Source organism: Mesorhizobium sp. M7A.F.Ca.US.008.03.1.1 (assembly GCF_003997495.1).
In the GTDB taxonomy this organism is placed as follows: domain Bacteria; phylum Pseudomonadota; class Alphaproteobacteria; order Rhizobiales; family Rhizobiaceae; genus Mesorhizobium.
Genome location: NZ_RZRU01000019.1, coordinates 116,743 through 126,918 on the forward strand (window position 1 = coordinate 116,743; position 10,176 = coordinate 126,918).

At 62.6% G+C, this 10,176-nt stretch carries 8 protein-coding genes; 6 read left to right on the forward strand and 2 right to left on the reverse strand.

What is annotated here, in order from left to right; all coding sequences use genetic code 11:
• Nucleotides 1-6 precede the first annotated feature (6 nt).
• Nucleotides 7-219, reverse strand: coding sequence for a hypothetical protein (locus EOA16_RS23980; RefSeq protein WP_127260450.1), 213 nt, complete (start codon nucleotides 217-219; stop codon nucleotides 7-9).
• A 312-nt stretch (nucleotides 220-531) separates the two neighbouring features.
• Between EOA16_RS23980 and EOA16_RS23985 the strand changes: the two genes are divergently transcribed.
• Complete coding sequence (locus EOA16_RS23985) at nucleotides 532-1,446, forward strand: DUF2865 domain-containing protein (protein ID WP_127260451.1); 915 nt, start codon at nucleotides 532-534, stop codon at nucleotides 1,444-1,446.
• Between the two features lie 123 nt (nucleotides 1,447-1,569).
• Nucleotides 1,570-1,806, forward strand: a complete 237-nt coding sequence (locus tag EOA16_RS23990; protein WP_013529265.1) for a hypothetical protein — start codon at nucleotides 1,570-1,572, stop codon at nucleotides 1,804-1,806.
• 91 nt (nucleotides 1,807-1,897) lie between these two features.
• On the opposite strand, the gene EOA16_RS23995 is transcribed toward EOA16_RS23990, so the two are convergent.
• Nucleotides 1,898-2,248, reverse strand: a complete 351-nt coding sequence (locus tag EOA16_RS23995; RefSeq protein WP_127260452.1) for a hypothetical protein — start codon at nucleotides 2,246-2,248, stop codon at nucleotides 1,898-1,900.
• Between the two features lie 191 nt (nucleotides 2,249-2,439).
• Between EOA16_RS23995 and EOA16_RS24000 the strand changes: the two genes are divergently transcribed.
• The 4 genes from EOA16_RS24000 to EOA16_RS24015 all read left to right on the forward strand — a co-directional run.
• Nucleotides 2,440-6,213 carry a PAS domain-containing protein gene (locus tag EOA16_RS24000; RefSeq protein WP_164754365.1) on the forward strand — a complete coding sequence of 1,258 codons (3,774 nt, stop codon included), beginning with the start codon at nucleotides 2,440-2,442 and terminating at the stop codon, nucleotides 6,211-6,213.
• A gap of 507 nt (nucleotides 6,214-6,720) precedes the next feature.
• Nucleotides 6,721-7,749: a substrate-binding domain-containing protein gene (locus EOA16_RS24005; protein WP_127260454.1), complete on the forward strand. Its 1,029-nt coding sequence runs from the start codon at nucleotides 6,721-6,723 to the stop codon at nucleotides 7,747-7,749.
• A 95-nt stretch (nucleotides 7,750-7,844) separates the two neighbouring features.
• Nucleotides 7,845-9,311: a phosphate ABC transporter permease subunit PstC gene (pstC, locus tag EOA16_RS24010; RefSeq protein ID WP_127260455.1), complete on the forward strand. Its 1,467-nt coding sequence runs from the start codon at nucleotides 7,845-7,847 to the stop codon at nucleotides 9,309-9,311.
• On the forward strand, nucleotides 9,308-10,176 hold an 869-nt coding region (locus EOA16_RS24015; RefSeq protein WP_127260456.1), incomplete at its 3' end, for a DUF3333 domain-containing protein. The genes pstC and EOA16_RS24015, both read left to right, overlap by 4 nt.

Below are 10,176 nucleotides of genomic sequence, written 5' to 3' on the forward strand. Positions count from 1 at the left end.
GTCGGCTCAGTGGTGACTGCGCCTTGCCTCGGCATGCCGGGCAAGATCGGGTGTCTCGAAGACGTAGTCGCTCCAGGCTGATTCCGGAACCTGGCCGGCCAGATAGCATTCCAGCAACAGGCTTTGCTCAGGATCGAGGGGCCTTGGCGCGCGCTGGTCCAGCCCCAGCGAGTGAAACAGGTTTCTTGTCAGGTCCGAGACGGTGAAGTGGATCGACATCAGCGTTCTCCCTTTGGTCCTTCAACGCGGAAGGCCGGGCAAAGGTTTCGCGCGCCTGGCGATGTCGGCGCATCGATCTCGGCCCGTTACAGGTCCATCGGCGATGGTCGGGCTTGCGCTTTCTTTCGAGGTTCGTCTCAATCTTGAAATAAAAATGTAATATCGAATTTACACGAGGTGACATAATACAATAGATAAAAGGTTATTAAGGTTGAAGCTCTTGATATCATTAGAATTTACTCATGTAGCTGAAGCTTGGCGAATTGATGGACTGTAATTCCAGGTCTCGACAAGAATGACCGAGTTGTCCCGATGATCCGTTTCTGGCCTTCCATGATGGTCGCATTGATTTCGCTGGCGTCGGTTTTGTTCGGTACGCTTTCGTCCTATGCGGACAGCTGCGGCGCGATCAGAAGCCAGTTGCTTTCGGCTGGGCGCAGCAACGGGGCGAGCCCGGAGCTTGCTCAACTGCGCCGGCAACTTGCAGCCATCCAGACTATCGAGAGACAGCGCCAGTGCACGGCGAAAAGTTCTCTTGGTGGTCTCTTCAACGCTTGCGCCGATCTCGCCAGGAGCCGCTCGGATGTGCAGCGCCGGATCGCTGTCGCCGGGAATTCAGGCCGCGACACGGCGGGCCTGCAGGCGCGCCTCGTGGCGCTTGGCTGCGCGCCTTCGGCAAAGCGACAGCCTGTGCGTGCCGCGCCCGGCACCCAATCGGCGAGCACCACGTTCGCCGGCAATGCGATGCTGTTTTGCGTGCGTCTGTCGGACGGGTATTTCTTCCCGGCGCCAAGGTCGCAATTCGCCGCCAGCGGCGATCTGAAGGAGACGGCCGATCAATGCCGTTACATCTGCGATGACCCCAGCGTCGACCTCTACACGTTGAGCGACGCCAGCCTCGAAACCGACCAGATGATCGCGCTCGACACGCGCAAACCCTATACCGAGCTGCCGGCAGCCTTCAGATATCGCGATGATGCGAATTTCAAGGCATGCGACGTCAAGCAATACTACCAGCGGGTCACCGAACTGCGAGCCAGGACCGTGACGCCCGCCAACATGCGCAATGCCATTATTCCGCTGCCGACGGCAAAGCCGGATCTCGGTACGGTTGCAGCTGTTCCTGGGATCGATGCCGAAGCCCCAGGTGCCGCCCAGCATCTTTCGATCGAGGCTGGCGAGCGGCCGGTGCGCGTGGTCGGCCCGGCGTTTTTCCCAGCCGAATAATCGCCGGCCTTGCTCGTTGGCGATCATCGGTTACGGCGTGCCTGCTGCGGTGCGGTTGCGTGATCCGTCTGGAACAGAGGGGCGCTCACGGCGTTGTGATCGACATCAGCCGGGAGAAACGCCGTGGCTACGTTCAGGGAAATGCGGGTGCTGGAGATCGTCGAAGACGACTCGCTGACCACCGAACAGAAAATCGCCGAACTACGCGAGATCGAATCCGAGGCGCGTGGGCTGCAGCGGGCTGCCTCGGAGGGTCCGATGGACGACGATGACGGCTGGCAGGAAGATCTGCGTCAGGTTCGTCTCGCACTCGACAAGCTCGGTGCGAAGGAGCCGAAAAAGGGCGCTGCTTCACTGTGATGGCAGGTTCATCGAGCTATCCGCGGATCGCGTCTTGTTTGATCGAATCCCATCCTAAAAGCGGGTCCCGCTTTTAGGACCAAGCTCCAATCTAATCGCAGACCATGCGAGCTCTCTTGCCGGGCTCGCTGACGTTCCTGCAGGTCAGCGGTTTCGCCGGCGCCGATAGGGACGCAGACGCAGGCAACCTCGTCTGGTGCCGTCTCGGTGCGGCATGGCTGAGCTTGCGCTCGGAAAACCGCCGGGGTGGCTGCGGCGCCACCGGAAAAGCACCGTTTTCGACCTCGGCTTGCCCATAGTCGACATTCGGTGGCGGCCGATCCCAGAAGCGCCGGACATCGAGCGGCCTCGGGATGACGACCGTGCCGTCATAACTGCGCGAGCAACCGCCGCTGAAAAGCAGCGCCAGCCCCATGAAAAAAGGCACAATCCGTCCAAGCATCAGCAATACCCCTGCCGTTGCTTATATAGCGGGTTCGACCCCGCCGACAACCGGGCGGAATGAAGCAGACCGCGCCGCGCAATCCTGGCTAACCGACCGTTAAGGTTAGCGGATCCTTAATGCTTCTCGGGCACATTCCGCCGACGAACCGCGGAGGAGGGTTCGGCCTTGGTTTTCGGGGTGGGGACGGCATGGCGGAAGCGGACGAAACAATCGGCGCGCGCGGCAAGCGCGGGCCTCGCAGATCCACAGCGCATGGCGATGATGCATCATCGTCCGCCGCTTGCATGGATTCGAACGATGCGCTTCGCCAACTCGTCGAAGCCGGTTCCGACTGGGTCTGGGAGACGGATGCCGAACTGCGCTTCTCCTGGCTTTCGCAAAATTACCAGGCAGCCACCGGCATCGATCCGGCAAACGTGCTTGGCCGGTTCCGCTTCGACTTCCTCAATCAGGTCCTGAACGGCGATCGCAGTGGCGCCGCGCATCTGGAGGATCTGCAGGCGCACCGGCCTTTTCGCGACTTCGTCTACGAGCTCAAGGGCGGCAACGCCGACTGCCGCTGGGTCTTCACGTCAGGCTTTCCGAAGTTCGACGACGAAGGAAGATTTGCCGGTTATCGCGGCATCGGCCGCAACGTCACGGCATTGGCCGGCGCCTTCACCGGCGCCTTCAAAGGTCCGGGGCCGGACCGGGAGGCCGAACTTGCCGACGCGCTGGAGAAAGCGCGGCTGGCGGAAGCGGTGATCAACGCCGTCAAGGATCCGATCTTCGTCAAGGACGACCATTTGCGTTTCGTCTTCGTCAACGAGGCGTTCGCGGCTCTGTTTGGCCAGACGCCGCAAGCCATGCTCGGCAAGCCCGGCGGCGATTTCCTTACCACAAAGGACACCGCGCTTTTCGAGCAGAGCGAACGTGACGTCCTTGCCACCGGGCGGCCGTACGAAGTGGAAGAGAATTTCGAGGCCGATGGCGCCAGCCGCTCGCGCATCGTCAGGAAGAGCCGCGTCGGCATGGCCAGCGGCCGCAACTACGTTGCCGGTTTCCTGTTCGACATTTCCAACATGAAGCGCCGCGAGACCGAGGCCGAGGACGCGCGCAAGCATCTCGCCAGCGTGCTGGAATCCTTGCCGGCCGCCGTGATCATCTACGATCGCGACGACAGGTTCGTTTTCGCCAACCGCAAGATCCAGGATACGCTGCCGGCCTTGAAGCCGGCATGGCAGCCCGGCTGTACATTCCGCGAAGCGCTCGTGCTGGGCCATGCGAACGGCTATTTCCGCAACAGCGGCGATCCGCAAATCGATCAGCTCTACGACAGCGACCATGACCGCTGGCTGGACGCGATCCTCGCCCGCTACCGCTTGCCCAATTCCTGCTACGAGCGTCATAACCCCGACGGCCGCTGGTACCAGGTCTACGACATGCGGACCGACGACGGCACCTTCATCGGTGTTCGCGTCGACATCTCCGAGATCAAGAGCCGCGAGGCGGCATTGCGCGATTCCATGCGCCAGATCGACCTGTTCCGGCACGTGATGGACGAGTTGCCGGTGGCCGCCTTCATCAAGGCGCAGGACCTGAGCATCGAATTCGTCAACAAGGCCTGGTGCGCGATCACCGGCTTGGCCAAGGAGGATGTCATCGGCCGCACCGACCGGCAGTTGTTCGGTGCGCAGGACGCCGATGGCTACAGCCATGACGACACACAAGTCGCCGTGACGGGGATCGTCAAGGAGGTCGAGGAACCCGTCACCCATCGCGACGGCACGGTTCGGCAATTGATGACCCGCAAGAGCCGCCTGGTGGCATTGGACGGCTCGGTGCATCTGGTCGGTTCGAGCACCGACATCACCGACGTCAAGGCGCGCGAGCGTGCGCTGGAAGAAAGCATGCGCGAGAACGAGGTGTTCCGCAGCCTGATCGACAACGTGCCGGTATCGATCTACGCCAAGCGCTCCGATCTCAGGCAGTTCTATGTCAACAAGGGCTGGTGCGATCTCACCGGCTTCAGCAAGGAAGAGGCTATCGGCAAGACCGACATCGAGATTTTCGGGCCGGATGGCGAGGCCTTCGTCAATGGCGATCTCGCCGTGCTGCGCACCGGCGAAACCCAGGAGGTCGAGGAGACGGTGACGCTGGCCGACGGCAGCGTCAGGCATCAATTCGCCCGCAAGGGGGCGATGATCGCCTCCGACGGTTCGCTCTACCTGATTGGCTCGACCACCGACATCACCGAGCTGAAGATGCGAGAGGCCGAACTGCGTGAGGCGCGTCAGCGCGCCGTGCTCGCCGACCGCGCCAAGTCGGAATTCCTCGCCAATATGAGCCATGAGATACGCACGCCGATGAACGGCGTGCTCGGCATGGCCGAACTGCTGGCCAAATCGGACCTCGACCCGAAGCAGAAGACGTTCACCGACATCATCGTGAAATCGGGCAATGCGCTGCTCACCATCATCAACGACATACTGGACTTCTCAAAGATCGATGCCGGTCAGCTGGTGCTGGATCCGGCGCCCTTCAATCTTGCCGAGGCGATCGAGGACGTGGCGACGCTGGTGTCGACGCGCGCCAAGGAGAAGGACCTTGAGCTCATCGTGCGCGTCGAGCCTCGTCTCGAGAGCCTGTTCATAGGCGATGTCGGCCGCATCAGGCAGATCGTCACCAACCTGCTCGGCAATGCGGTGAAATTCACCGATGAGGGCCATGTGCTGGTCGACGTCACCGGCGAGAGGGTTCCAACCGGAACGAAGCTCACCATCTCGGTCACCGATACCGGCATCGGTATCCCCGAGGAGAAACTGAAACTGGTGTTCGAGAAATTCAGCCAGGTCGACACCTCATCGACGCGGCGGCACGAGGGAACCGGCCTCGGTCTTGCCATCACCTCGCGGCTCGTCGAGCTGATGGGCGGGGACATCGGGGTCGAAAGCGCCGAAGGCAAGGGTTCGACGTTCTGGTTCTCGGTGACGCTGCCGAGAGCCGGACAGCAGAACGGACAACGCATCATGCCAATCGACGTGACCGGCGCGCGTGTGCTGATCGTCGACGACAATTCCGTCAACAGGGCGATCCTGACCGAGCAGATGACATCGTGGACGTTCGATTCCTGCGCGGCCGAAAGCGGCGCTGAGGGTCTCAAGGTGCTGATCGCCGCCGCCGCCTATGGCGTGCCGGTCGACTGCGTCGTACTCGACTACCAGATGCCTGAAATGAGCGGCGCCGAAATGGCGCGGATCGTGCGCAACACAGCCGGTCTTGCCGGCACGCCGATCATCATGCTGACCTCGGTCGACCAGTCGCTCGCCAACACCAGCTATCGCGATCTTGGCATCGATGCCCAGCTGATCAAGCCGGCGCGCTCTTCGGTGCTGCTGGAAACGCTGGTCGCCACCATCCAGCGGCATCGCCACAACACTGGCGGCAGCGACGCACAGCCGCTCGCTGCCGATACCGCTCCAGGCAATGTTGCGCGGCCGCAGCCCTCGGCACCGTCCGAACAGCGTGCGCTGCTGCAGCCGCCTTCGATTCGCCCCCGGCCACCGGTGGCGGCTGGCGGCGACAGGCTGGACATCCTGGTGGCCGAGGACAATGAGGTGAACCAGATGGTGTTCACCCAGATCCTCGGCGAGACCGGTTATGGGTTCGAGATCGTCGGCAATGGCCGCAAGGCGCTCGACGCCTTCGGCCGGCTCAACCCGTGCATGATCCTGATGGATGTCTCGATGCCGGAGATGAACGGTCTCGAAGCGACCGCCGCCATTCGCCGGCTGGAGGAAGAAACCGGCACGCATGTGCCGATCGTCGGCGTCACCGCGCATGCGCTGAAGGGCGACCGCGAGCGCTGCCTGGAGGCAGGGATGGACGACTATCTGCCCAAGCCGATCAGCCCCCGGGCGTTGCTCGAGAAGGTCGAGCGCTGGGTCGGCGCCAGCCGGCAGGCTCAGCGCAACGCCGGGTAAGGCCGGCTCTGCCCGAGTGCGGGGACGCGGCGAGATTCGCGCGCCCCGCCAGCGCCAAGACTATGGCGCGATCGCACCATATCAAAGGCGGCATCCAGCCGAGACAATGGCCACATTCGAATTCCGCTCTTCCCAGTTACGGGCGGGAGCAGCGACCGCCGGCATGAGACAGCGTCAACCTACCCCAACGGACCTGTTTTCGGCGATGGCCCGGCCACGACACCGTCTGGCTGAGAGCAACGCGCTCCCGTCCGGCTTTTCTTCATAGAGGCCGGCTGATCCCCAAATCGCCGGCCAGCCTCGGCCGAATAGAGCAAGTCCCTGATTCCGGTGACAAAGCCGGGCTGCGTCGGGAGTGCCGGCCAGGCGGCATTCCGCTCATCCCGATGACGCGTTACCGGGGTGACATCAAACTGTCATGCGACTGTTATAATCGAAGGCTATTGGCCTCAGCGGGCGCCGACTGACGAGCGCCGAGAGACCATCTTCCGAACAGGAGCAGGCCACATGAAGAAATTCCTCTATACGGCGTCGGCCGCTGCGCTTGCGCTCGCCGCGTCGTCCGGCTTCGCCGCCGCGCGGGACCAGATCCAGGTCGCCGGATCATCGACCGTGTTACCTTATGCCAAGATCGTTGCCGAGCAGTTCGGCGAAACATTCACCAACTTCAAGACGCCAGTCGTCGAATCCGGCGGCAGCGGCGCCGGCATCAAGGAATTCTGCAAGGGTGTCGGCGAAGACACGATCGACATCGCCAACTCGTCGCGTCCGATCAAGGCGGACGAACTCAAGTCCTGCGCCGACGCCGGCGTGAAGGAAGTCCAGGAAGTCCGGATCGGCTATGACGGCATCGTCTTCGCCACCGACATCAAGGGCCCGGACTGGGCGCTGGTACCCGCCGACATCTACAAGGCGCTCGCGGCCAAGCTGGTCGTCGACGGCAAGCTGGTCGACAATCCGAACACCAAGTGGAGCCAGGTCAATCCGAAGCTGCCCGACTGGGACATCGCCGCCTACATTCCGGGCGAAAAGCACGGCACGCGCGAAGTGTTCGAGACCAAGCTCCTCGATGCGGGCTGTGACAAGGCTGCTCTCAAGGCCGCCGGCATTGCCGACGACAAGGAAATCGGCAAAACCTGTATCGCCATCCGCAAGGACGGCAAGGCCGTCGACATCGATGGCGACTATACCGAGACGCTCGCCCGCATCGACTCCAACAAGACCGGCGTCGGCGTGTTCGGCCTCGCCTTCTATGAGAACAATGCCGACAAGCTGAAGGTCGCCACCGTGGAAGGCATCGTGCCTTCGACCGAGACGATTGCCAGCGGCAAGTATCCCGTCTCGCGCCCGCTGTTCTTCTACGTCAAGAAGGCGCATCTGGGCGTCGTTCCCGGCCTTAAGGAATACGTCGAGTTCTTCCTCGACGACCAGATGGTTGGCCCGGAAAGCCCGCTCGCCGAATACGGCCTCGTTGCTGCCCCGGATGCCGAACGTCAGGCCCAGCGTGACGCTTTCGCGACCGGAAAGTCGATGTAATCAAGTTGCCGAACCGGGGTGCGGGCCAAATCCGCGCCCCGGTTTCACCGCAGGCCGCAATGGCGCTGGGTTAGAATTTCTCTTGGGGTGGGTCCATGTCGTCCTTGCTCGTACTGGCCATCGTCGGTGCCGTCGGCCTGGTTGCCTTTTTCATCGGCCGGCAGCGTGCCGCGGCCCAGGACAATGGCAAGGTCAAGCCGCATTCGCGCGCTCACTATCATGGCTGGTGGGCCTTCCTGCTCGCCGTCCTGCCTGCTCTTTTGCTGCTTGCCGTCTGGGCCGTCGGTTCTTCGGTCTATCTTGACCGACACATCCACGCTGCCTTGCCCGAGCGCACCGTCGACAGCAAGGTTGCCAGCGAGGCACTGGATGTCAGCCTGGTAAAGAGCCTCGCCAGAGGCCTGCGCAAACTCGATGCTGGCACACTGGCCGCAATGCCTGCCAGCTTTGCCGAGTTGCAGCCGCTGCTCGCCGCCAAGGGCGTGGCACTGGCGAGCGACACACAGGATTACATGATCCCGATCGCCGTCGAGGCAAACAAGGTCCAGGACCGGCTCGGCCTGTTCGGCGCTATTGTCATTCTCGCTTGCTCGCTCGCCGGCGCCTTCTATGCACTCAGGCAGATAGCGCCGCGCGCCAGGGCGCGCAACAATGTCGAGAGGTTGATGCTGTGGGGGCTGCTTGCCGCCTCCACCATCGCCATCCTGACCACCGTCGGCATCGTGCTTTCGATGCTGTTCCAGACGATCACCTTCTTCGAGAGCGTCTCGCCGATGAGTTTCTTCTTCGGCACCGTCTGGGATCCGCGTTTCGCCGCTGCCGGTTCGGGCGGCAGCCAGGGTCAGTTCGGCCTGATTCCGCTTCTTTCCGGCACGCTCTACATCGCCGCCGTCGCACTGCTGGTTGCGGTGCCGGTAGGGCTGATGTCGGCTGTCTACATGGCCGAATACGCAACGCGCAGGGTGCGCTCGGTGGTCAAGCCGGCGCTTGAACTGCTGGCCGGCATACCGACCATCGTCTACGGCATCTTCGCCGTCGTCACGCTTGGGCCGTTCCTGCGCGACCTGTCCGCGGCGCTGACCGGCGGCTCGCCCTTCATCCAGGGCCAGAGCATCTTCACCGCCGGCTTGGTCATGGGCGTCATGCTGATCCCGGTCGTGTCCTCTCTCTCAGACGACATCATAACCGCAGTGCCGCGCGCCATGCGCGATGGGTCGCTCGGCCTCGGCGCGACCCGCTCCGAGACGATCAAGCGGGTGATCCTGCCGGCTGCACTGCCCGGCATCGTCGGCGCAATCCTGCTGACTGCCTCGCGCGCCATCGGCGAAACGATGATTGTCGTGCTGGCGGCGGGCGTCGCCGCCAACCTAACCATCAACCCATTCGAGGCGATGACGACCATCACCGTCAAGATCGTCAACCAGCTCACCGGCGACCTCGAATTCAATTCGCCGCAGACGCTGGTCGCCTTCGCGCTCGGCCTGACGCTGTTCGCGCTGACGCTGGTGATGAATATCGTCGCACTCTACATCGTGCGCAAATATCGGGAGCAGTACGAATGACCGACATTCCCATGGATACGATGGTCAGGGCGGCGGTCCATCCGCGCCGCGACATCGGCCTGAAGGCCCGTTACGCAGCCGAACGCCGTTTCCGCATCTATGGCGTCGTGGCGATTTCCGTAGGCCTGGCGTTCCTGGCAATCATGCTGATCACCATCGTCTCGAAAGGCTACACCGCCTTCTGGCAGACGACGGTATCACTGCCGATCTCGTTCGACGAGAAGGTGATCGATCCTTCCGGCAAGCGCGCAACCGATCCGAGCGTCCTGATCAAGGCAAACTATCCCAAGCTCGCCGAAAACGCGCTGGTGGCCAAGCTCGGCATCTCTCCCGATGACAAGCCGGCGATCAAGCAGCTCAAGGGCTTCCTGTCGGAAGGCGTCCGTGTCCAGTTGCGCGACATCGTTGCCGCCGATCCGTCGGTCATCGGCACGACGCGCAACGTCAACATCCTCGCCGCCGCCAATCTCGACTCGGCTTTCAAGGGCCAGATCGACCTCAGTGTCGAGGAAGCGCGACGCAAGGTGTCGGACCAGCAGATCACCTGGATGAACAAGCTCAAGGCCGAGGGCGCGATGGCCGAGCACTTCAACAGCGGTCTGTTCACCTACGGCGCCTCCAGCCGTCCGGAAACCTCGGGAATGGGCGTGGCGATCATCGGCTCGTTTTACATGATGGGGATCGTGTTGCTCCTGGCGCTGCCGATCGGCGTCGCCGCCTCCATCTATCTGGAGGAGTTCGCAAAGAAGAACCGGTTCACCGACCTTATCGAGGTCAACATCAACAATCTGGCCGCCGTGCCGTCAATCGTCTTCGGCTTGCTCGGCCTCGCGGTGTTCATCAATTTCCTGGGCATGCCGCGCTC

Coding starts and splice junctions, on each gene's coding strand:
- EOA16_RS23980 (WP_127260450.1), bottom strand. CDS start 219: ATGTCGATCCACTTCACCGTCTCGGACCTGACAAGAAACCTGTTTCAC.
- EOA16_RS23985 (WP_127260451.1), top strand. CDS start 532: ATGATCCGTTTCTGGCCTTCCATGATGGTCGCATTGATTTCGCTGGCG.
- EOA16_RS23995 (WP_127260452.1), bottom strand. CDS start 2,248: ATGCTTGGACGGATTGTGCCTTTTTTCATGGGGCTGGCGCTGCTTTTC.
- EOA16_RS24000 (WP_164754365.1), top strand. CDS start 2,440: ATGGCGGAAGCGGACGAAACAATCGGCGCGCGCGGCAAGCGCGGGCCT.
- EOA16_RS24005 (WP_127260454.1), top strand. CDS start 6,721: ATGAAGAAATTCCTCTATACGGCGTCGGCCGCTGCGCTTGCGCTCGCC.
- pstC (WP_127260455.1), top strand. CDS start 7,845: ATGTCGTCCTTGCTCGTACTGGCCATCGTCGGTGCCGTCGGCCTGGTT.